The sequence below is a fragment of the Rhizobium sp. BR 314 genome (genome assembly GCF_047445805.1).
Classification (GTDB): Bacteria; Pseudomonadota; Alphaproteobacteria; order Rhizobiales; family Rhizobiaceae; genus Rhizobium; species Rhizobium lusitanum_B.
In genome coordinates this window covers 337,409-357,895 of sequence record NZ_JARWLA010000001.1, presented here as the reverse complement: position 1 = coordinate 357,895, position 20,487 = coordinate 337,409, and the positions used below count along the sequence as shown (strand labels likewise).

Annotated in this window: 22 protein-coding genes; 7 read left to right on the top strand and 15 right to left on the bottom strand. The window is 59.6% G+C overall.

From position 1 onward, the window contains the following. Positions 1–72 precede the first annotated feature (72 nt). From QD461_RS01710 to QD461_RS01690, 5 genes are all read right to left on the bottom strand, one after another. Positions 73–327 (bottom strand): PilZ domain-containing protein, encoded by a 255-nt coding sequence (locus QD461_RS01710; protein WP_414086202.1) that lies wholly within the window; start codon positions 325–327, stop codon positions 73–75. 237 nt (positions 328–564) lie between these two features. Then, positions 565–924, bottom strand: a complete 360-nt coding sequence (locus QD461_RS01705; protein WP_414086201.1) for a hypothetical protein — start codon at positions 922–924, stop codon at positions 565–567. Positions 925–1,023: 99 nt separating this feature from the next. Next, positions 1,024–1,278, bottom strand: a complete 255-nt coding sequence (locus tag QD461_RS01700) for a DUF6074 family protein (RefSeq protein ID WP_414086200.1) — start codon at positions 1,276–1,278, stop codon at positions 1,024–1,026. 122 nt (positions 1,279–1,400) lie between these two features. Beyond that, positions 1,401–1,655 carry a DUF982 domain-containing protein gene (locus QD461_RS01695; RefSeq protein ID WP_414086199.1) on the bottom strand — a complete coding sequence of 85 codons (255 nt, stop codon included), beginning with the start codon at positions 1,653–1,655 and terminating at the stop codon, positions 1,401–1,403. A gap of 714 nt (positions 1,656–2,369) precedes the next feature. Next, positions 2,370–2,630: a DUF982 domain-containing protein gene (locus tag QD461_RS01690; RefSeq protein ID WP_184702775.1), complete on the bottom strand. Its 261-nt coding sequence runs from the start codon at positions 2,628–2,630 to the stop codon at positions 2,370–2,372. A gap of 258 nt (positions 2,631–2,888) precedes the next feature. On the opposite strand from QD461_RS01690, the gene QD461_RS01685 reads away from it, so the two are divergent. Both QD461_RS01685 and QD461_RS01680 read left to right on the top strand, forming a co-directional pair. Next, positions 2,889–3,587: a DNA-3-methyladenine glycosylase I gene (locus QD461_RS01685; RefSeq protein ID WP_414086198.1), complete on the top strand. Its 699-nt coding sequence runs from the start codon at positions 2,889–2,891 to the stop codon at positions 3,585–3,587. 51 nt (positions 3,588–3,638) lie between these two features. Next, positions 3,639–4,670, top strand: a complete 1,032-nt coding sequence (locus QD461_RS01680) for a hydroxyacid dehydrogenase (protein ID WP_414086197.1) — start codon at positions 3,639–3,641, stop codon at positions 4,668–4,670. 51 nt (positions 4,671–4,721) lie between these two features. On the opposite strand, the gene QD461_RS01675 is transcribed toward QD461_RS01680, so the two are convergent. The 4 genes from QD461_RS01675 to QD461_RS01660 form a co-directional block, all read right to left on the bottom strand. Beyond that, complete coding sequence (locus QD461_RS01675; protein WP_414086196.1) at positions 4,722–5,378, bottom strand: methionine ABC transporter permease; 657 nt, start codon at positions 5,376–5,378, stop codon at positions 4,722–4,724. Continuing rightward, positions 5,368–6,453, bottom strand: coding sequence for a methionine ABC transporter ATP-binding protein (locus QD461_RS01670; protein WP_414086195.1), 1,086 nt, complete (start codon positions 6,451–6,453; stop codon positions 5,368–5,370). The genes QD461_RS01675 and QD461_RS01670 overlap by 11 nt, the downstream gene beginning before the upstream one ends. A 128-nt stretch (positions 6,454–6,581) precedes the next feature. Next, positions 6,582–7,430, bottom strand: coding sequence for a MetQ/NlpA family ABC transporter substrate-binding protein (locus QD461_RS01665; protein ID WP_414086194.1), 849 nt, complete (start codon positions 7,428–7,430; stop codon positions 6,582–6,584). A 211-nt stretch (positions 7,431–7,641) separates the two neighbouring features. Then, entirely contained in the window at positions 7,642–8,145 is a 504-nt protein-coding gene (locus QD461_RS01660; RefSeq protein ID WP_414086193.1) for a cupin domain-containing protein, read from the bottom strand. 339 nt (positions 8,146–8,484) lie between these two features. Between QD461_RS01660 and QD461_RS01655 the strand changes: the two genes are divergently transcribed. Then, positions 8,485–8,874 (top strand): hypothetical protein, encoded by a 390-nt coding sequence (locus QD461_RS01655; protein WP_414086192.1) that lies wholly within the window; start codon positions 8,485–8,487, stop codon positions 8,872–8,874. Positions 8,875–8,931: 57 nt separating this feature from the next. On the opposite strand, the gene QD461_RS01650 is transcribed toward QD461_RS01655, so the two are convergent. Continuing rightward, complete coding sequence (locus QD461_RS01650) at positions 8,932–9,348, bottom strand: carboxymuconolactone decarboxylase family protein (RefSeq protein WP_414086191.1); 417 nt, start codon at positions 9,346–9,348, stop codon at positions 8,932–8,934. A 231-nt stretch (positions 9,349–9,579) separates the two neighbouring features. Between QD461_RS01650 and QD461_RS01645 the strand changes: the two genes are divergently transcribed. Beyond that, positions 9,580–10,740, top strand: a complete 1,161-nt coding sequence (locus tag QD461_RS01645) for a CaiB/BaiF CoA transferase family protein (RefSeq protein WP_414086190.1) — start codon at positions 9,580–9,582, stop codon at positions 10,738–10,740. Between the two features lie 40 nt (positions 10,741–10,780). Then, on the top strand, positions 10,781–12,058 hold the full coding sequence (locus QD461_RS01640; protein ID WP_414086189.1) for an L-fuconate dehydratase: 1,278 nt from the start codon (positions 10,781–10,783) through the stop codon (positions 12,056–12,058). 73 nt (positions 12,059–12,131) lie between these two features. Here QD461_RS01640 and QD461_RS01635 read toward each other — a convergent pair whose 3' ends face one another. From QD461_RS01635 to ggt, 3 genes are all read right to left on the bottom strand, one after another. Then, positions 12,132–13,685 (bottom strand): alpha/beta fold hydrolase, encoded by a 1,554-nt coding sequence (locus QD461_RS01635; RefSeq protein WP_414086187.1) that lies wholly within the window; start codon positions 13,683–13,685, stop codon positions 12,132–12,134. A 128-nt stretch (positions 13,686–13,813) separates the two neighbouring features. Beyond that, positions 13,814–15,268: an MFS transporter gene (locus tag QD461_RS01630; RefSeq protein ID WP_414086186.1), complete on the bottom strand. Its 1,455-nt coding sequence runs from the start codon at positions 15,266–15,268 to the stop codon at positions 13,814–13,816. Between the two features lie 353 nt (positions 15,269–15,621). Next, entirely contained in the window at positions 15,622–17,364 is a 1,743-nt protein-coding gene (gene ggt / locus QD461_RS01625) for a gamma-glutamyltransferase (RefSeq protein ID WP_414086334.1), read from the bottom strand. A 323-nt stretch (positions 17,365–17,687) separates the two neighbouring features. Between ggt and QD461_RS01620 the strand changes: the two genes are divergently transcribed. Further along, entirely contained in the window at positions 17,688–17,870 is a 183-nt protein-coding gene (locus QD461_RS01620) for a hypothetical protein (RefSeq protein ID WP_414086185.1), read from the top strand. An 18-nt stretch (positions 17,871–17,888) separates the two neighbouring features. On the opposite strand, the gene QD461_RS01615 is transcribed toward QD461_RS01620, so the two are convergent. Further along, a complete protein-coding gene (locus tag QD461_RS01615) occupies positions 17,889–19,154 on the bottom strand; it encodes a glycerate kinase type-2 family protein (RefSeq protein WP_414086184.1) in 1,266 nt (421 codons plus the stop codon). Between the two features lie 211 nt (positions 19,155–19,365). Between QD461_RS01615 and QD461_RS01610 the strand changes: the two genes are divergently transcribed. After that, positions 19,366–19,794 (top strand): OsmC family protein, encoded by a 429-nt coding sequence (locus QD461_RS01610; protein WP_414086183.1) that lies wholly within the window; start codon positions 19,366–19,368, stop codon positions 19,792–19,794. A 136-nt stretch (positions 19,795–19,930) separates the two neighbouring features. Here the strand turns inward: QD461_RS01610 and QD461_RS01605 are convergent, their stop codons facing one another. Further along, positions 19,931–20,473 carry a carboxymuconolactone decarboxylase family protein gene (locus tag QD461_RS01605; RefSeq protein WP_414086182.1) on the bottom strand — a complete coding sequence of 181 codons (543 nt, stop codon included), beginning with the start codon at positions 20,471–20,473 and terminating at the stop codon, positions 19,931–19,933. Positions 20,474–20,487: the final 14 nt, after the last annotated feature.

Here is a 20,487-nt window from a genome sequence, read left to right as displayed (position 1 = left end):
CGGTAATTGCATGTTTGGCTTTCAGCGGCTGAACGGCTCTATGCGACGATTTTCGTCGGTCGTTGCGCGAACCTACACGAACTGAACGCCCATGCTGTTGATCTTTCGCCAGCGGACTTCGCAGGTCAGCAGCCTGTTGTCCGAAAGCTGAAGGTCAAATGCGTTCGGGGCTGCGAGCGGGTTTTCTATCTGGATCATCGCGCCCGTATCGGACAGGTTCCTGACGAGGCAGTCGTAGACCGAATGTCCGTCGTTGAAGATGATCTTGGCTCCGAGAAGTGTCCGCTTCCGTGCCGACATTCGGTTGTTTTGCGAAGCTTCGGTCATCTTGTCGTTTCCGGATTTTACTTTAGCTAATTTGCCATCTTCTAATATCCTAGAGGTTAACAGGATGCTGTCGGCGGAGCGTTTTCCACATGTCGCGAAGCGAGGGGCGGTTTTGCGATATTGCTGTTGGATGTTCGGTCGGGGGGTGGTGGCATGCCCTGCGCTGGCGCTCGTGAGGTCCTCGGCAGAACTGTCGCATGGCTCTGTCGTTGAAGGTCCCTGAGATGCAGGGCGTCTTCATTTTAGCGAACGAGCTGCCTCGATTTGCGTTGTATTTTCAAACAGTCGCCGCAAATCCGCACAACATGTCTTGCAAGGCGAAACGGGCTCTGGCAGCGTGCCGTTGCGGGGAACGGGGTTTTCAATGAAACGATTTTTGGCGGTGGCCGCAATTTTGGTGGTCGCCAATGGTGCAATGGCTGCCGACGATGCCGTGAGCAACGCGTATCGTGTCTGCAAGATGATCGACAATACCGGCTTGTTTACGGGGCCCTGCCAGGTTTCCAGTCGAAAATATGCGGTAACGGCAATGATCGACGTGCCGACCGCCGATGCCCGGAAAGCCTGCATGCAGATTGCAGGCGTTGCCACTTCCAAGGGATATCATTTTCCCGGCGGGGAATGGACTGTGCAGATCAAGTCGCCGACGAGCGGCGACAAGTCTGTGGCATTCTGCAGGTTGCCGAGATAGCGGCCTCAGGCTGAGGCGTTGCGTTCGTCATCTATCGCGAAAGCGAGCTGTAGTTCCATTTGAACCGCATGCATGAAAAGCGCGGCCTGCCGCGAAATCTCGCCCTGATCCATGCCCTGTGCCGTCAATCTCACAGCGAAGCCTGCCATTTCCGAACGCCAGAAGCGATTGGCTTCTTCGCCGTTCAGTTGCAACAATGCCTTGGCGCAGCGCCTGATATCGCTGGTGCGTCTGTCGGCCGGGAATGCTAAAAGCGACATAATCTCTCCGTCATTGGTAAGGCGAATCGCCTGCCCTTGTTGGAACAATCGCTGGCAGTGGTTCACAAAAGGTGAATTGCTTCTTGTTAGATTACAATCGCTTGCGGCGCATAGTGAGGATTTCACTGCATCACGGATATGCCGGCCTCCCGCGCGGCCTTGATCAGAGCTTCCCTTGCCGCTTCCGGAGGGGCGGCACCCAGCATCGCCTCGAGGCAGACACGCACCGCCGCAACATATTCTTCGCCGTTTTCAACCGGCCAATGCTCCAACAATAATTCTGCAACCTGATGTACCGAATTGACACGGCGATAATTGCCGTTCTCTCCCATGACGAGAGTGACAGCAGGAAATGGTCGTAAAGTGTTTCGTTTCAAAACGCGTTACCTCCGAAACGTAAATGCTCCGGTAAGCCTGCAAAAAGCATTCCGCATGGTACGCTATCTTGCCCGGCATTATTAAGGTTGTTTTCGGTTGCGCGTCCACGGCCGCGCGGCGGTCAGCCATATGCTGCAGCTCTATCCGTCAGCGAACAGATCAACTGTGAATTTTGATAGCGGCTAAGGCAATTCCGGCAAAAGTAGGTGGTGGTTCCGCTTTCGGAATTCTGTGAAAGGAGCCGGATAAGACATTTCCGCAGCGCCGTTTAACAACCGAGGTGCTTTTTGAGTGGTTGCTGTTTCGGCGTGGGGTGCAAGTCTGACCGAGTTTCTGCCGGTGGAGCTATTCCAGCACCTTGCTTTCCAAGCAGACTTCAGCCGCTTCGGGGTGTTTCGGCCTCTGTCCGAATTGCAGAAGCAATCGATCTTCCTGGTTCGTTACGCGTTCCGGGCGGAAAGCTGCTGCGCATCGACCCGGAATTTCTCCAACCATCATATGTAGCTCCATCGTCCTTCGACATCGCTATCCAAACTCGCGCAACGGGAAAAGGTTTCGCAATTTCCCGGAAAATTAGTCGGAGCACTTTTGCGATATCAAGCTGCAGTGCGCATCGGCGCGAGGGCGATAGGCGCCTCAATCCCTTCAAAGCCACATCAGCCGGATCTGGCGATCGCCGGCATCAGGATATGCAGCAAGGCTTGCCTGCGATCCTACTGGATCACCGGGGTCTCGATCGGAACGCTTGCTTCCATCGCAGCGGCCACGAAGCTGTTCCGAGCTTCCGTCTCCTGTCCGTGACCGCTTTCTACGTCGGCACAAATCTGTAGGGCCATCATGAAGGCCTTGCCTTCCGCCACGGGCCAGGCGTTCAGCAGCATGTCCAGCGCCTCTTTCGTGTTGGCGACTGTGTAGACCTTTCCGGTCCGCTTGCAGATGACCATGATGGGGTAGTTCCAGTCGTTGTTGTTCATGGTACGAAGCTCCGATCCGACGCCGCCGAAATTAACGCCACGATGCGTGAAATCTCAAGCTAATTTCACGAGGGTATCTGGTGCAGTCCGGCATCGTTTCAATCGTCGGCTGATCGATTCAAGCGGGAGTTCGATCAACTTTCCGTCGGCGGTTTCGATGCTGCGTTTCCGACGGGCGCGAGCTTGCTCCGCAACCCCTTGCGTGCGGGCGCGGGATGTAAAAGATTTGGCACGAAGCGCGGTCGAAGGAGGATATTCATGGGAAACTTCGCGGAGATCAGGGAGCGTGCGGAGAAGCGCAAGGGCGGCGCCGAAGGGCTGAGGGCGCTGATGCCCGGAGTACCTGACCACGACGTGCTGCGGACGGTGCCGGATGACCGCATTCTGTCCGACATGACGCGCTATGTCTTCTATGCGGGCTTCGTGCGCAATATCATTGACGCTAAATGGCAGGGTTTTGAAGCCGCCTTTTCCGGCTTCGATCCGGCCTTCCTCAATCTTGCACCTGACGACTACTGGCATGACCTGACCTCGGATACGCGGGTTATCCGCAATGGCGCCAAGATCATGTCCGTGCGTGCCAATGCACAGTTCGTCCGGCGGCTTGCTGACGAGTACGGCAGTGCCGGCCGTTTCTTTGCCGATTGGCCGCTCGAGGACCAGATCGGCCTGCTTGCTGTGCTGGACAAGCAGGCAAACCGGCTCGGCGGCATGACCGGCCAATATCTTCTCCGTGTGCTTGGTCGCGATAGCTTCGTCATGAGCCATGATGTTCTCGTCTGCTTGCGACTTTCTGGCGTGCCGATCTCGGAAAGCAAGCCCACCAAGAAAGATCTGAGGCTGATTCAGGAGCAGTTCAATGCATGGCATGTGGAGACGGGGTTGCCGCTCACCCATCTCTCGCGCATCTGCGCCTTCTCCGTTGGAATGCCCGGCGAGGAGGGTGAGGCGGATTGATCTCATTCAGCGAATGATATTGGATCCTCGCCCGAGACAGGGAGGAATGGAATGACGACCGACAGCAGACCTTTGGCTATCAGCACACCGGAGCCGCGTTCGCTTGAACTCATCTTCACCAGGGACGCGCTATCACTCCTCCACGCCAAATACCGCATCGTGGAGGCGGATCGGGACGATATCGCCGGACTGGGAGACGAGGTGCTTGGCGAGGCGCGCTACATCATCGGTCAGCCGCCGCTGTCGAAGGAAACGCTGGATCGCATGCCGCAGCTGCGCTGCATCTTGAACGTCGAGAGCAACCTCATCAACAACATGCCCTATGAGGTGCTTTTCGAACGCGGTATTCATGTCGTGACCACCGGTCTGGTCTTTGCTGAGCCGGTTGCCGAGATCGGACTCGGCTTTGCCTTGAGCCTCGCGCGCGGCATTGCCGATGCGGATCTGGATTTTCGCGAGGGCAGGGAGCTTTGGGGTGGCGACGGCAATGCGAAGGCGCGTCTGATCTCGGGCAGTGATATCGGCATCATCGGCTTCGGCGATCTCGGCAAGGCACTGAACCGGGTGCTCTCGGGCTTCCGGGCCAATATTAGAGTGTTCGATCCCTGGATGCCGCCATCGATCCTTAGAGAACACGGTGTGCAGCCAGCCGGGTTGGACGAGGTTCTGTCGGGCAGCGATTTCATATTCGTGGTTGCCTCGGTTACCAGCGAGAACAAGGGCTTTCTCGGCGCCGAAGCTTTCGGCAGCATGCGCAAGGGGGCTGCCTTCATTCTGCTCAGCCGCGCCGATGTCGTCGATTTCGATGCACTGATGTCGGCGGTCGCTTCAGGCCACATCGTTGCGGCGAGCGACGTCTATCCGGAAGAGCCGCTTAGCCCCGATCATCCCGTGCGCAAGCTGAAGGGCTTCCTGCGCTCGGCCCATCGAGCAGGCGCACTCGACAGCGCCTTCAAAAAAATGGGTGACATGGTGCTGGAGGATATGGATCTGATGGATCGAGGCCTCCCGCCGATGCGATGCAAACGTGCGGAACGGGAGACGGTGTCGCGCATGCGCTCCAAGCCGGTGACGCGCAACTGAACGTTGGAGTCCATTCCCGGCGGAGCGTCTCCTGCGCCGGGAATGCTGGGATTAGCGGCGATCGAGCCGGATGGCGAGGCGATCGCCCAGCCATTGCATGCCCCAGACCAGAATGATCAGGATGATGACGACTGCGATCATCACATTCGTTTCGTAACGTTGATAGCCATAACGGATGGCAAGGTCGCCGAGGCCGCCGCCGCCGATCGTACCGGCCATCGCCGAAGCGCCGATCAGCGTCACGATGGTTACGGTGAAGCCGGCGACAATGCCGGGCATGGCCTCGGGTATCAGCACCTCGCGGATGATGGTCCAGCGATTACCGCCCATGGCCCGTACTGCATCGATCAGGCCGCGATCGACATCGCGCAGCGAGACCTCAGCGACGCGTGCGTAATAGGGGATTGCGGCGATGGTCAGAGGCACGATGGCAGCCGTCGTGCCGAGTGCCGTTCCGACGATCAGGCGCGTCAGCGGAATCAACGCGATGAGCAGGATGATGAATGGGACGGCGCGGAAGCCATCGACCAAGATACCCAGGACGCGGTTGATCGCGCCTTGCTCGGCGATGCCGCCACGGCTGGTAACGACGAGGGCGAGGCCGAGCGGCAGACCGATGATCAGAGACAGAAAGCCGGATGCGCCCGTCATCCAGACGGTTTGCCAGAAGGAGCGCCAAAGCAGGCCGAGGATTACATCAGTTGTCATAGCCTAGAACCTCCACCCGGGCGGAGCGGGCTTTCAAGAAATCGACGACCTGTGCCGGCAAGGTCGCGTCGTGTGTCGGCACTGCCACGAAGAAGCGGGCGACAGGCTGGTTCTGGATATGATCGATGCCGCCGTGGACCAGCCGGAAGGAGCGGGGGAGAGCAGCCGAAAGGTCGGCGAAAAGCGCGCCCTGAGCGGCCGGGCCGGCGAGATCGACGCTGATGATGGCCTCGGCCCCTGAGGTTGGAGAAAGGCGAGCGGCGATGTGATCCGGAAGCTGCGGACGAGCGCCGCTGAGCAGGCTTGCGGTGATTTCCGCTGCGGGATTGGCAAAGACGGTCCAGACCGACCCCTCCTCGACGATCCGGCCGGCATCGATGACGGCCACGCGGTCGGCGATCGAGCGGATCACTTCCATCTCGTGGGTGATGAGCAGGATCGTCAGGCCAAGCTTGCGGTTGATATCCTTCAGAAGAGTCAGGATGGCCCGGGTCGTTTCCGGGTCGAGCGCCGAAGTTGCCTCGTCTGATAGAAGAATGGCAGGCCGGGCGGCAAGAGCGCGCGCGATGCCGACACGCTGTTTCTGTCCGCCCGACAGAGCTGATGGGTAGGCGTTCGCCTTGTCGGCGAGGCCGACGAGGTCGAGCAGTTCGCGGGCGCGCTGCAAACGTTCGGTTTTGCCGACGCCCTCGATCTTCAGTGGCAGGGCGATATTTTCCTCGACGGTGCGCGAGGAAAGCAGGTTGAAGTGCTGGAAGACCATGCCGATGCGGCGACGCAGCGGCTGCAGTTCCTTCTCCGACAGACGCGCGATATCGCGGCCCTCGATATGGATTTCGCCGCTATCGGCGCGCTCCAGGCCATTCAGGCAACGGATCAGCGTCGATTTGCCGGCGCCACTGCGGCCGATGATGCCAACGATCTCGCCACGGCGCGCAGTCAGCGAAATGCCGTCGAGCGCGGGCGTCGTGCCGAACCGGCGACGAACATCGACGAGACGGACGATCTCATCGCCCGACGATCGCTCGGGCGGCGCCTGTCCATCGATTGATGTGGCGGGGGTGAAGGAATTCATGTCTGTTTCCCGATCTTCTTATTGGGTCCGGCGCGGGTGATGCCGCGCTGTAAACGCCAAAGGCGGCCTGGGCAATATATGCCCGGGCCGCCCAGCCGCTTAGCGCTGTCTCCCGCGCCGTCCGGTTATCAGTAGGCGCTTTGGCCCGTACCCTTGTAGACCTTGTCGAACTCGGCCTTCACAATATCATTCTGATAGGCGGCCACCAAGGTCTTCACCCACGGTGCGCTCTCGTCGCTCTGGCGAACGGCGATGAAATTGCGGTAGGGGTTGCCGTCGATCTGTTCCTGGGCAATGCGGTCCTTCGGCGAGAGCCCGGCCTTCAGCGCCCAATCGGTGTTGACGACAGCGGCGTCGAGATCGTCGATCGAACGGCCGACGATACCGGCGTCCAGTTCCTTGATCTCAACGTTCTTCGGATTTTCCGCAACATCGGCGGCGGTGGCGAGGATGTTCTTGGGATCCTTGAGCTTGATGACGCCTTCATGCTGCAGAACGAGCAGTGCGCGGCCTTCATTCGACGGATCGTTCGGTACGCCGATGACGGCACCCTTCGGCAGCTCGGCTACGGCCTTATACTTCTTGGTGTAAAGGCCGATCGGCCAGATGCCCGTATAGCCGGCAACCACGATGTGGTAGCCATGCTGCTTGACCTGGTTGTCGAGGTAGGGCTTGTGCTGGAAGGCGTTGGCATCGATCTCGCCGCGCTCCAGTGCTTCGTTCGGCTGGGTATAGTCGTTGAAGACGACCGGCTCGACCTTCAGGCCCTTCTTTGCGGCTTCGGCCACAACCGCGCGCCAGACGTCTTCGTCCTCGCCGCTCATGATGCCGACCTTGATCGTCTTGTCCGCAGCAACGGACTTCGTGGCGGTTGCCGTCAAGCCGAAAGCGGCGACAGCGGAGGCGAGGATGACAGCAAGGCCGGCGCGGCGGGAAAGGCGCAGCGCGTCGAAACCTTTAGAGAGCTTTTCAGTCATGGGAAATCCTGTTCCAGATAAGCGAGATCGTTGTCTCGTTGACGGCCAGATCATTTCAGACGCGTGTTCATGCTGCCAAGCAGGATCATGCGTTGTGCACTGCGGTTATGAAAAACTGTTTCAGGATCAGATGGAGACGGAAATTAATTTTCTACAAATACTGTGGGTTATTTGTGCGGCAAATTGGGTGTTTGCCTAAGATTTGAGCAGATCAGCGGTGGATCGGATCTATCCAGAGAACTTCCTCCGGCTTTTCCACCGGTTCTATATCGAGATTGACGACAACGGGCTCTTGTCCGGAGCGCACCAGCACACATTCCAAAGTCTCGTCGCGGCTGGCATTGATTTCCTGATGCGGCACGAATGGCGGCACGAAAATAAAGTCTCCGGGGCCTGCTTCGGCGACGAATTCCAGATTCTCGCCCCAGCGCATCCTGGCCTTGCCCTTCACCACGTAGATGATGCTTTCGAGGTCGCCATGATGGTGGGCGCCGGTCTTGGCATTGGCATGGATCGTCACCGTTCCCGCCCAGATCTTTTCGGCGCCGGCGCGGGCATTGTTGATGGCGGTTGCCCGGTTCATTCCGGGTGTCTGCGCCGTGTTCGGGTCGAGCGCATTGCCGGGGATGATTTTGATGCCATGTTCGCGCCAGTCGATCGGTTGATGGCTATGATGGTGGCCGTGTTCATGCCCGTGTTCATGATCGCCGCACATGGTCTTCCTTTCACCGTTTTGGAAGGGATTCGCATGCCTTCCGGCTGTCAGACGCGATTTCAGTCTACGTGAAGCCATTCAAAAATAAAGAGAAATTCAGAAAATTATTAATTAGGCTTTTCAAGTCGAGATTAATCTATAGACTTGATCAAGTTAAATGACCGGTGGGAACATTTTGTGTGTGTCCCGCGTTGCGCCGGTCAGAAGATGGTTTGCCGCGCCGCTTGCCCCCATGGACTGTGTTCGGGGCGCGCCAAACTGAAGAAGCAGCGCCTGGGTCTCTACGGGGACCATCGAGTTTCATACATGCGCCGGACTTCCAATTGAAAGGAGACAGACATGTCGAATGCCTTGCCGCCCCTTCATGAGGGTCATGCCCCCATCACTCTGCAGCAGCTGTTCCGCGAGGCGCTCTATGCCTTCGAGGAATGGGACAGCGAAGTCACCGAACCGATCGTGACGTTCGAGGGGCGCATTGTCCCCATCAGCGTCGTATTCGAAGCCATGCGCGAATGCACCGACATCGTGCCCAACAATATCGTCTCGGCCGTGACCGAGCGACTGACCAAGCCGTGGGAAGGAGAGGGTCCGCTCGATACGATGACTTTCTCGACGGCTGCGCGCGTCATGGGCGTTCTGGTTCGCAAGAGGTTGCTGGCCGTGAACAACGGTATCAATGTCGTAGCGATTGCCGCAGAGGTTCAGGCTACCGAAAAGTCTGACCGCTAAACGCGTCAACATTACTGATAGAAGGCCCGCCGGCGCCTGCCTGCGGGCCTTTTTGCTTTATTTGCGGTGGCCGACCTCGAATTCCGGATCGACAGGAATCTGCATTGACGTCACGAGATGGTTGGTTTGGCCCGCGAGGCCGATAACGGCAAGCAGATCGGCATGCTGTGCATCCGTCATGCCCTTGGCTCTGGCGGCAGCCGTGTGAGAATGGATGCAATAGGTGCAGCCATTGGCGGTCGAGACCGCGATGTAGATCATCTCGCGCACCAGCGGATCGAGCGGGCCGTCCGCCATCATGACCGCTTTCAAGCCTTCCCAGGTGCGCTTGAGCAGAACCGGATCGTTGGCGAGACCGCGCCAGAAATTGTTGATGAAATCCGATTTCCGGACCGAACGAATATCGTCGAACACGGCTTTGACCGCCGGGATCGCTTCCGCCTCGGCATCGCCGAGCAATTTGACCGTCGCCATACTCCATCTCCTCGTCAAGAACCTCGTCCTGTCGGAACATAGCGCATTTTCCGGTGGCGTAAGCCCGATGGCCGGCAAATATCCTCCGTCATTCTGTTTGCAAATATGATCCATATGTGAAAATATTATTCACATAAGAAGATTGAGGCTGGCGCAAAAATCGGAGCGACGGTGATTGTCGGGGCAGAAAAGCGCGTTTGCCGGAGCGAAATGAAGAGGGCGGAAGTATCGATGACGCTGAAGAATGACCTGCCGCTGGCCGGACTTGTTATCGTCGACATGAGCCAGTTTCTGTCCGGCCCATATTGCACTCTGCGGCTGATGGATCTCGGCGCGAGGGTCATCAAGATCGAGCGGCCTGCCGGCGGCGATCTCTCTCGCGGCCTTTATCTCAGCGACCACGAGAACGGCGATTCGACCATCTTCCATGCGATCAACCGCTCCAAGGAGAGCCTGGCGATCGACCTGAAGAACGAGCGCGACATGAGCGCTCTGCGCAAGCTGATCTCCAAGGCCGATGTTCTCGTTCAGAATTTCCGCCCTGGCGTGATCGAACGGCTGGGTCTGGATTATGAAACCGCGCGCAAGCTCAATCCGCGCCTCGTCTATTGTTCGATCAGCGGTTATGGCGAAGAAGGGCCATGGGTGGCGCGGCCAGGGCAGGATCTTCTGGCACAGTCACGCTCCGGTGTGATGTGGCTGAATGGCGATGAGGGGCAGGGCCCGGTGCCCTTCGGCCTCGCGATCGGCGACATGCTGGCGGGTGCGGCTGCGGTCCAGGGCATTCTTGCAGCATTGGTGCGTCGCGGCGTGACGGGCGAGGGCGGATTGGTGGAGACCAGCCTGCTCGAGGCTCTGGTCGATCTGCAGGTCGAGGTGCTGAGCGTCCACATGAACAGCGGCAACAAGCTACCCGAGCGCTCTCATGTCCGCAGCGCCCATGCCTATCTTTCCGCCCCCTATGGCGTCTATCCTGCGGCCGACGGCTATCTCGCCATTGCCATGACGCCGATTTCCAGGCTTGCCGATCTGCTCGGCATGGACGAACTCGCGCCCTATCGCGATGATCCAAAAAGCTGGTTTACCGCGCGCGACGAGATCAAGGCGCTGATCGCGGCGCGCATTGTCACCCGCAATGTCGACGATTGGCTTGGGATACTGGAGCCTGCCGACATCTGGTGCGCCCACGTGCTGAACTGGCCGGAGCTGCTGGGCAGCGACGGTTTCCGCGTTCTCGACATGCTGCAGACGGTCGGGCGCGATGATGGCGTCAGAATGCATACCACCCGCTCGCCCATCCGCATCGATGGACAGCGGCCGAAATTCGAGCGTGCGGCCCCGCACGTTGGCGAGCATAATGCGGCACTCTGGGAGGAGTTCGACCTCGGTTAAGGGGTCGAGAGGTCGCGATGGATTTAGAAGGAGTTTTCCAGTGACGCGCATCACCAATCTTCGCGTTTTCGATTTGCGCTTCCCGACATCGCAGAGCCTCGACGGTTCTGACGCGATGAATCCGGACCCCGATTATTCGGCAGCCTACGTCATTCTCGAGACCGACCGGCCGGGCCTTGCCGGCCATGGCCTGACCTTCACCATCGGCCGCGGCAACGAGATCTGCTGTATGGCGATCGAGGCGATGCGGCATCTGGTTGTCGGCACAGAGCTTGCCACCGTGCTGGAAAACCCCGGCAAATACTGGCGGCACCTGACCAGCGATAGCCAACTGCGCTGGATTGGCCCGGAAAAGGGCGCGATGCATCTGGCAACCGGCGCTGTCGTCAATGCTGTCTGGGACCTGCTCGCCAAGGAAGCAGGCAAGCCTGTCTGGCGACTGGTTTCCGAGATGAACGTCGAGCAGATCGCCGATATCGTCGACTATCGCTATCTGACTGACGTGCTGACCCGCGACGAAGCCGTCGCCATCCTGAAGAAAGCCGAAGCCGGCAAGGCCGAGCGCATCGCCACGCTCGAGCGCGAGGGCTATGCCTGCTACACGACTTCTGCCGGCTGGCTCGGCTATGACGATGCCAAGCTGCGTCGCCTCTGCCAGGAAGCCATCGATGCCGGCTTCAACCATGTGAAGATGAAGGTCGGCCGTGATCTCGAAGACGACATTCGCCGCCTGACGATCGCCCGCGAGGTGATCGGCCCCGACCGCTATCTCATGATCGACGCCAATCAGGTCTGGGAAGTCAATCAGGCGATCGATTGGGTGCAGAAGCTTGCCTTTGCAATGCCGTTCTTCATCGAAGAGCCGACGAGCCCGGATGATGTCGCCGGACACCGCAAGATCCGCCAGGCCATCGGTCCAGTGAAAGTCGCCACGGGCGAGATGTGCCAGAACCGTATCATGTTCAAGCAGTTCATCGCCGAGGGCGCGATCGACATCGTGCAGATCGATTCCTGCCGCATGGGCGGTCTGAACGAAGTGCTGGCGGTGCTGTTGATCGCCGCCAAGTATAAATTACCGGTCTGGCCGCATGCCGGCGGCGTAGGTCTGTGCGAATATGTGCAGCATCTGTCGATGATCGATTACATCGCCGTCTCCGGTACCAAGGATGGCCGCGTGATTGAATACGTCGATCACCTGCACGAACATTTCATAGATCCCTGCATCATCCGCGACGCCGCCTATATGCCGCCGAGACTGCCGGGCTTCTCGATCGAGATGAAGCCGCAATCAATCGCGGAATATACGTTCAAGGGTTGAGCCCCAACTGAATTCGTCAACGCAAAAGCCCGCCAGATGGCGGGCTTTTGTCTTTCTGCTCAAGAGGTCGGTTTCAGACGGACTTGTTGAGCCACGTCTGAATGGCCGGGACATCGGCATCGTCAAACTCGTGACCGGCCGGCACCGTTGCGAGCTCGACCTTTGCGCCGTCATCACGCAGGTGTTCGGCGAGTGGCTGAGCATACGGACCGTAGAGGTCTTTTTCGCCAGCGATCACCAGCACGTCGGCATTCGACATATCCGCAGCTGGCGGATTTTCGAGCACCGCCATGGAGCGCAGGAGCACCGCGCGGCGGACGAGATGCGGGTGCAGCGACAGCATGGCGTTCAGCAGGTTGGCGCCGTTCGAATAACCGATATAGACGATGCGCTCCGGATCGAGTCCGTAGGCATGGATGGCGCCATCGATAAAGGCGGCAAAAGCCTCGGCCTCGCTGGCGATATCGGCCTGATCGAAGATCATGGGCCCGTTGCGTCGAAACCAGCGCGGTGCACCTTCCTCAAGCGCGCGGCCGCGTATGGTGAGCAAGGTCGCATTGGGGTCGATCTCGTGGCCGAGTGGCAGCATCGTCGTCTCATTGGCGCCGGAGCCGTGCAATAGGACGAAGACATTGCCGTTCGGTTGCTCGGGCGTGAAGAAGCGATGGATGAAGGGCAGATCGCGATAGATAACGCGCGGTTCGCCGGGCATGGAGAACTGCGGCAGGATCACGTTCAGTTCGGCCAAAAGCTTCGGACTGTCACCCGGGGCAAAGAGGCGTGTGCCAAGCGTAGCCTCATCCTCATCGATCAACATGCCCGGTGCATCGGTCGCGAGTTCGAACAGGATACGGCCCGGTTCGCGCACGTAGAGCGAGCGGAAGTACTTGCGGTCATGCATCGCGGTTGGCCAAGAATTGACCGCTTGCAGCGCGGTACGGACCGACTGCAATTCGGTATCGTCTTCGGCGCGGAAGGCGACGTGATCGACCGTGCCGGTACCCGGCGCACTTGCCCAGAAGCCGCGTGCGTCCCTGATGTCGAGGACATCCCCGGGCTCCGAGACGAGACGGCTGATCGCGCCACTCGTGGCGAGCGGTTTGTAATCGAAGTAGTCGATCAGGATGGCCCGCGTTTCCTCGGGCGTTTCGCTGAACAGCGTTGCGCCGCGAATGCGGCGGATCGCGTGTTCCTGCGGAATATTCTCGCTCGTCCACGGAGCCGTTGCCTGCAGAGCATTGGTCCCGACAAGCTTGACGATGACACCGTCCGGATCCTTGAACCGCAGGACCGGCTCGCCGAATTCATCCGACGGGCCCTCCGGCTTGAGACCGGCGCTCAAGGCGCGCGTCAGCCAGAAGCCGATGCTCGCCGGATCGATTGCTAGCGAGATTTCGCCGATCTGGCCGACGCCGGCACGACCGGGCGAGCCGTCTTCCCAGACGAGAAAAGTGATCAGCGAGCCGGGCGAGCCGGTGGCGTCGCCGTAAAGGAGATGAAGCTGCGTGGCGTCCTCGAAGCCGCCGGTGCGCTTGACGAGGCGCAGACCAAGGAAGCCGACGTAGAAATCGACATTTGACTGAACCTTGCGGGTAATCAGCGTGATGTGATGGATGCCAGCGACCATGGGATGCTCCAGACTGTAACTCGGTTCTGGCCACTATTTAGGGCGTGGTTATTGTTCAATGCAATGTGCCACCCGTGAAGGCACTGTTCACAAAAGGCGCTACTACTTGAGTCTGCCGGCGGCGAGCCTCAGTGCTCGCCGAGGCTCTCTTCCGGTGATTTGCGGCGATGGCCGCTGATCTCCGAACCGGCGGTGCGCGAGAAGCTGGCGTTCCAGATGACCGCCAGAAGCGCAATGGCGGTTACGACGATGAAGGCGACGGAGAAGTCGACCATCTCGGGTTTCGCATGGCCAAGGAACTGCGTCGAGCCATGCAGGGCAAGGGCGGCGACGCAGATGCCGAGGGAAAGCATGAGCTGCTGGAAGGTCGAGTAGAAACTGGTCGCGATGCTCATGCAGTCGCGTTCGATCTCGTCATAGGCGATCGTGTTATAGGCCGTGAACTGGAACGACATGAAGAAGCCGCAGAAGAACAGGATAACGAAGATGATGGGCAGCGGCCAGTCCGGCTTGAAGATGGAGCATAGGCCGTAGCCGAGCGTGCCGATCAGGCCGAAGATGATGAGCGCGGTGCGGAAGCCGAGTGTGCGCAAAATGCGAACCTGGAAAGGCTTCATCGCCATCGAGCCGAGTGCGGTCGCGATCGCGATCTGGCCGGCAGCGGCGGCCGAAAGCCCAAAGCCGAGTTGCAGCATCAGCGGGATCAGGAAGGGATGCGCGCCCTGGCTGATGCGCGTCAGCGAACCTGCGATGACGGAAGTGCGGAAGGTCGGCACCTTCATCAAAGAGAAGTCCATGATCGGCGAGGGATGCTTGCGGGCGTGGCGCAGATAGGCGATGCCGAACAGCAGGCCGATGGAGATCAGGAATATGGCGAGATAGCCTTCGCCTTCACGGCTCGACATTTCGAAGCCGAAGAGCAGCGATCCGAGCGAAATGCCCGACAGGATGAAGCCCGAAAGATCGAAGCGACCGGTGCGCGGGCCTTTCACTTCCTCGATGAACATCGTCACGAGGATGAAGCCGATGATGCCGATCGGAACGTTGATATAGAAGATCCAGCGCCAGTCGAGATAGGTCACGAACATGCCGCCGACCGGCGGGCCGAGGATGGGGCCGACGAGCGCGGGGATCAGCAGCCATGACATAGCGTTGACCATGTCCTTGCGGGCGACGCTGCGCATCAGCACGAGACGGCCGATCGGCAGCATCATGGCGCCGCCGAGCCCTTGTAGAAGCCGGGCAAGGACAAGGAAGAACAGGTTCGGTGCTTGCGCGCACAAAAGCGAGCCGAGAACGAAAACCGCGATGGCGGATCGGAAGACAGTGCGCGACCCGAAGCGGTCTGCAATGGCGCCGCTGGCGGGAATGAAGATTGCGAGGCTGAGGAGATAGGATGTCAGCGAGATACTCATGGCCGGTGCGCTGACGCCGAAGTCTCTTGCCATGGTCGGAAGGGCTGTTGCGAGCACGGTCGCGTCTAGCTGTTCCATGAACATCGCACTTGCTACGATAAGTGCTACTACACGAAAATTCGGTGCGGCCCGCCGGGTGGGGGCGGCCTGGAATATCTGATCCGACATTGTCGGGGATCGCTCTCGATGGTGCAGTGGGGTCCGAAGACAGAACCGCAAGTCTGGTCACGGCCGCGAAGGCCTGTTTGAACGGCGGTTTGTATACTCCCGCTCGGCCGCGATGGCCATATCAGAAACCGCAAATCTGATTGATGGGATGAAAAAAATGACACACATAAGCGTGAACGCGGCGGCAGATGAACGTAAAGTGATTGAATTGCGCGATATCGCGCGGAAATGCTCACGATTGGGTTTTCAGCGTAAGATAATGTGCTCGTTGCGCGCGGTCTTCTCTGCCGAAAAGACCGGTGCCGACAAGGGCGGCACCGATCAGGTTCATCGAGTCGGCTGGTGTCGGCGGTTCAGTAGCCGGCGGCCAGTCCGGAGCCGGCGCGGCTGTCCATGGCGCCGTTGTAGCGGGCACCGCCGCCCTTGGCGATGTCGCTCAGGCTCTTGCCGCCGACGAGGATGCCGGCCGACTGACCCCAGATCGGCCAGTCATTGTCGACCTGAACGGTGTAGCCCATGCCGGCGAGTACCTTGACCGTGTCAGGTGAAAGCGCATGCGGCTCCATGTAGACCTTATCCGGCAGCCATTGATGATGGATGCGCGGTGCGTCGATCGCTTCTTGAATGTTCATGCCGAAATCGACGACGTTGATGATTGCCTCGAGCGTAATGGTGATGATGCGCGAGCCGCCGGGGCTACCGATCACCATGAAGGGCTTTCCGTCTTTGGCGATGATGGTCGGACTCATGGACGAAAGCGGTGTCTTCTTCGGCTCGATGGCGTTGGCCTCGCCCTGCACCAGGCCATAGAGATTGGGAACGCCGGGCTTGGAGGTGAAGTCGTCCATCTCGTTGTTCAAGAGAATACCCGTGCCGGGTGCGACGACACCGGCGCCGAAGGAGCCGTTCAGCGTGTAGGTGACCGCGACGGCATTGCCGTCATTGTCGACGATCGAATAATGCGTGGTTTCGTGACTTTCGCCGAGGCCCTTGGGCATCAGGTCCTTCGAGACCCCGGCTCTATAGGGGTCGATGTCGTCACGGATCATCGTTGCGTAGTTCTTGTCCAACAGCTTGCCGACAGGGTTCTTGACGAAATCCGGGTCGCCGAGCGCGGAATTGCGGTCGGCATAGGCGTAGCGCATGGCTTCGACCATGACATGCACGGTTTCGGCCGAGCCATAGCCGGTATAGGGGAGCGGATATCCCTCAAGAACGTTGAGGATTTCGCAGATGATGACGCCACCCGAGGAAGGCGGCGGCGAGGAAATGATCTGGTAGCCGCGATAGTCGCACTTCACGGGCTCGAGTTCGTGGACCTTATATTGCTCGAAATCCTGGCTGGCGAGAACGCCGCCCTTGTCTTGGCTTGCCTTGACGATGGCATTGGCAACCGGTCCCTTGTAAAAGCCATCCGGCCCCTGATCGGCGATGCTGGAGAGAGCGTTGCCAAGGTCCGGCTGGGTCAGCTTGTCACCCGTCGCGAAAGGCTTCCCGTCCGACTTGGTGAAGATCGCGGCGGTTGCCGGGTCGCGGGAAAGCCAATCCTTGCCCTCGTTCAGTTCGGCGGCATCGGCCTGGTTCAGCGTGAAGCCTTCCTTAGCGTAACGAATGGCCGGCGCGATGAGATCCTGGCGGGATTTCGTGCCGAATTTCTCACGGGCGGTCTCGAAACCCATGACCGAGCCGGGAACGCCGACGGCGAGATAGCCATCCGTGCTCGCGCCTTTGACGATGTTGCCCTTGTCGTCGAGATACATGTCCTTCTTCGCCGCCAGCGGCGCGCGCTCGCGGAAATCGAGGAAGGTCGTCTTGCCGTCCCGCATTCTGATGGTCATGAAGCCGCCACCGCCGATATTGCCGGCAGTCGGATAGACCACCGCCAATGCATAGCCCACGGCGACAGCCGCATCGACAGCGTTGCCGCCACTTTTCAGCACGTCGACGCCGACATCGCTGGCGAGATGCTGTGCGGTGACCACCATGCCGTGTTCAGCCTCGACCGGCGGAGGAGCGGCGGCTCTGGCTGTTACCGAGAAAAGGGCAAAGGTGATCAAGGTCATCGACGAAATCGCTCGATGGCGGAAATGGCGCATCATCATGCCTCCCGTTACTGGCTTTGGAACGAAGCCCATCCTTGAAATGGTGCCTCGCTTGGAAATAGCGATATCCGCAGTTGCAAATTTTCGAAGATGCCCTGGCGATATAAGCCGGCAACGGATTGACGGAGCTTTTGCCGCCAACTGCGAAATTGCGGCCGAAGGACTGTAGATTGCGCAAATGTGAGGGGTGGATTGGTTCCAATTTTCCCGCGGTGCATGGGCGATCAACGGCCTTTGGCCTGTAATATTTCTTTTATTAGTTGAATCTACTTTGTGGCATCTTCGGGCGAGGCAAGTGTATTGCGTTGGGGGTGTTGATGGCCGTTACGAAGCTTGAGCGATGGAAAAGCGAGCGCAAGGCGCAGGTCAAGCCGCTCGTGGTTTCTCAGAAGACGCATGTCGTCGAAATCGAGTGCCGCCATTGCCACCGGCACTTTTTCCGTTGGTCGTCAATGGCGGCAGCCTATTGGCGCTGCGACGATTGCAGCGCTTCCGCCTGAGCGCGTCCGCTGGGCGGCCTATAGAATCAGAATGGCGCGGAAATCGTTGACATTCGTTCCGGTTGGGCCGGGTACGAAGAGATCACCGATTGCGTTGAACGCCGTCCAGGCGTCATTGTTTGCCAACATCTCGGCGGGAACCAGCCCGGCAGCGCGAAGCCGCGCCACCGTGCCGGCATCGGCAAAGGCACCGGCATTGTCCTCGCTGCCGTCTATGCCATCCGTGTCGGCCGCCATGGCGTGCATGCCGGTGTGGCCGTCAATGTCGATGGCGAGCGACAGAAGGAATTCCGAGTTTCGCCCACCCTTGCCCTTGCCTTTCAGCGTCACCGTCGTCTCCCCGCCGGAAAGCAGCACGATCGGCTTGGCGAAGGGGCGGTTGCGATGCAGCACTTCGCGGGCGATGGCGGCGTGGACATGGGCGGCCTCGCGGGCTTCGCCTTCGATGGCATCGGAGAGGATAGCTGCTTCTATTCCGGCGGCGCGGGCCACCTCGGCTGCGGCCTCCAGCGAGACCCCGGCCGATGCGATGAGATGAACCTCATTGCCGGCAAAGCGTGGATCGTCCGGGCGCGGTGCATCCGCTTCGCGCTTTTCTATATGGGCGAGAACAGCTGGCGGCAACTCGATGCGGTAGAGGCGGATAAGATCGAGTGCCTCGGTGCGGGAGCCGGCACCTGGCACGGTCGGGCCGGATGCGACTAGGGCCGGATCGTCGCCGGGAATGTCCGAAACGACGAGCGAGACGACCTTGGCAGGGTAGGCTGCTGCTGCGAGCCGGCCGCCCTTGATGGTCGACAGGTGCTTGCGAATGACATTCATTGCGGAGATGGGGGCGCCGGAGGCGAGCAGCGCCTTGTTGACGGCGATCTCGTCTGCGAGGCTGAGCGTGCCGGCGGGCGAGGGTAAGAGGGCCGAGCCACCACCCGATATCAGGGCGATCACCAGATCATCTGCGGTCAGGCCCTCGACAAGCTTGAGGAGCCGGCGGGAGGCGGTAAGTCCCGCTTCATCCGGCACCGGATGGGCGGCTTCGATGATCTCGATCTGGCGGCAGGGGGCGGAAAAACCGTACCGCGTCACCACCAGGCCCTCTAGCGGGCCATTCCAGCATTGTTCCAGTGCCGCCGCCATCTGGGCCGAGCCCTTGCCGGCGCCGATGACGATCGTCCGGCCTTTCGGTTTTTTCGGCAGATGCGTGCGGATGCCGGTCAGCGGATCGGCGGCGCGAACGGCGGCATCGAACAGCGAAGTGAGAAAGGCGCGGGGATCGGAAACGGTCATGTCGAACTGCCTGTGTGCTAGAACGATTATACGCAATTCCGGACGGAAAACCGCTACGCACTTTTCCTGGAATTGCTCTAGGGGCCTGTAACCATTTGGTGGCTTAACTGGTTTGAAGACGCAAGGGCCAGGAACTCCAATTGTGTCCTGCGCGATGAATCCCTATGTAGAGGGAAAGAGTTTCACGCTGTTATTGCAAGGATTTTTTGAAATGGCCGAACTGAAAGTGAAGACGAGGCAGACGGGTGCTACCGCCACGGTAGGTCGCACCGGCTTTCCGCATGTGACCTCGGTGACCGGCGGTGAGATCGACATCGTTACTTCCCCGTCACAACCCGGTTTCAATCCGCTCGATCTGCTCTATTCGTCGCTGTCCGCCTGCCTGGTCTTGAGCGCCCGCATGGCAGCCAGCAGCCTCGGCGTGCTCGACAAGCTCACCGAAGTCACCGCTGTCGTAACGGGCGAAAAGGCCACCGAAGGCCTCTCGCGCGTCGAGAAGTTCAACATCGCGTTCACTATCAAGGGCGATTTCAGCGATGAAATCCGCAATGCGATCGCGCATGCCGCCGAAGATGAGATCTGCACGGTCAGCAACACGATCCGCGGCAATCCGGAGTTTTCGACGACGATTTCTGGGTAACTTTGGAGTAGGTGGCGAGAGCCCCTCATCCACCCTGTCGGGCACCGTTCCCTCTTTCAGCGCTGAGTCGGGCGAGGACACAGAGGTCATTCCCTCGCCCCGCGTGCCGGGAGAGGGCTAGGGTGAGGGGCCTTCGCTATTTCGCCGGAAACTCAAATCCTTCGAGATAAGGCCCAAGCTCCGGATCGATGTCCACCTTCACGGCATTGTTGTAGATCGCAGTCGCGATCATGATCCCCGCGAAAGCCACGAGATTGGCAAGGGTCGGCTCGTCGTAGCGGGCTTTCAGCCGTGCCCAGACGTCTTCGGGAATCGCGTTTGAATCCCTGACGATTGCCTCGCCGAATTCGATCAGCAGGGCTTCGTCTTCAGTCGGTACGATCGTTTCCGGCGTCAGGCCGGCATTGATCAGCGCACGTCGGAAGAAGCCGACCGGGATAATCGAGCGGCATTCGATCGCGATGGCTTGGCAAAGCAGCCAGACGCCGCGATCGTCCAGCGCCGGGCGCAGTTCCTCGCGCAGAGGAAACCATTCCGCATAGATGCGATGCGCCACCGGCGAATGCAGCAATGTCCGCTTCATGTTCGTCATGCGGCCGCGCAGTTGCACTTCGCGGTCATGCTCGGCGCGCACGGCGTCCGAAGCGGTTTCGTAGTCGATCGGGGTAATATGGCTCATGTTATTCTCTTGTG